Below are 1,569 nucleotides of genomic sequence, written 5' to 3' on the forward strand. Positions count from 1 at the left end.
GCCCACGCCGGCACCGTCCCGAGCGACCTGTTCGCCACCGCCGTCGGCCAGGTCACCCCGGCCGCCGGACGCGACGACACCCTCCCGATGCTCACCGGCGTCCGCATCGACATCGAGGGCGACACGATGTGGCTCGCCTGCACCGACCGCTACCGCATCGCCGCCCGCGAGCTGACCTGGTCCCCCGCCGACCCCGAGTTCACCGCGGGCGTCGTCGTCCCCGCCCGCACCCTCGCCGACACCGCCAAGGCGATCAAGCGCGGGGAGGAGGTCACCATCGACCTCGGTGGCGCCGCCGACACCCTCATCGGCGTCTCCGGCGGCGGCCGCAGCATGACCAGCCGCCTCCTGGACGACCAGTACATCAACTACAGGTCCCGGCTCACCGGCACCTGGTCGTCCGTCGCCGAGATCCGCGTGGCCCCGTTCGTCGAGGCGATCAAGCGCGCGGCCCTCGTCACCGAGCGCGGCACCCCGATCCGGCTCGCCTTCACCGCCGACGAGGTCCGCATCCGCGCCGCCACCGGCGACTCCGCCCGCGCCAACGAGAGCCTCGGCGCGGAGCTGACCGGCGACGACATCGACATCGCGTTCGCCCCGCAGTACCTCCTGGACGGCCTGGCCGGCATCGACACCGAGTTCGCCCGCATCGAATGCGCCGGTCCCACCAAGGCCGCCCTCCTCACCGCCATCCCCGACAAGAAGGACGACTCGGATAAGGGCGAGGAAACGGCCGCCGCTGACGACGACCAGACCGACACCGGCTACCGCTACCTGGCCATGCCCGTCCGCCTGACCTCCTGACCCGCCCCGCAGCGGCCGGGTTGGCAGGCTCAGAGGTCGAGGACCGCTAGGACGAAGTGGACTTCGTCCTTGGTCGCGTTTCCGTAGGAGTGGGGCCGGTCGCCCACGAACACGGCGGCTGCACCCTCCTCGACGAGGTCGGTCCGCCCGTCCACACCGAGGGTCAGCGTCCCCTTCTGCACGTACACGATCTCCTTGGTGCCGGGGACATGCGGGTCGCTCTCCCGCGTCTCCCCAGGCTGCAGCTCCCAGTGCCACAACTCCAGCGACGGCCGCGGGTCGCTTCCGGCCAGCAGCGTCCCCTTCCCGCCGTTCTCGCCCTCCCACAGCACGACGTGCCGCTCAGGCCGGAACATCCGGACCGGCGGCTCCTCCTCCACCTGGACAAGCCGCGTCAACGGCACGCCGAGCGCGTCGGAGATCCGGATGAGCGTCCCCAGGTTCGGGTTCCCGCGTCCCTGCTCCAGTCCGACCAGGACGCCCTTGCTCACCCCGGCCCGTCCCGCCAGCTCGTCCAGGCTCCATCCGTGCCCGGCCCGCAGAGCCCGGACGGTCCGCGCCACGGCCTCGCCGATCGCGCCCTGCTCGCTCAAACGTCCTCCACCTCGTCGCATCCCGCCCGCGAGGACCGGCACCGCCCCGGCTCGCCGCGCGATCAGTGTCCCGCAGGGTGGGGGCCGGTGACGGCCACCTGCCGTTCTACCCCTGTGCCCAGGGACGGGACGCCCCATCATCGAAACCGGCGCTCAGCCCACGCCCTCCTCC

2 protein-coding genes are annotated in these 1,569 nt (G+C 72.5%); one reads left to right on the forward strand and one right to left on the reverse strand.

What is annotated here, in order from left to right; all coding sequences use genetic code 11:
- The coding region (gene dnaN / locus E1285_RS45010) for a DNA polymerase III subunit beta (protein WP_132161024.1) at positions 1-804 on the forward strand (804 nt) is incomplete at its 5' end.
- A 29-nt stretch (positions 805-833) separates the two neighbouring features.
- Here the strand turns inward: dnaN and E1285_RS45015 are convergent.
- Complete coding sequence (locus tag E1285_RS45015) at positions 834-1,397, reverse strand: XRE family transcriptional regulator (protein ID WP_132161025.1); 564 nt, start codon at positions 1,395-1,397, stop codon at positions 834-836.
- Between the last annotated feature and the right edge of the window lie 172 nt (positions 1,398-1,569).

Source organism: Actinomadura sp. 7K507 (assembly GCF_004348425.1).
GTDB lineage: Bacteria > Actinomycetota > Actinomycetes > Streptosporangiales > Streptosporangiaceae > Spirillospora.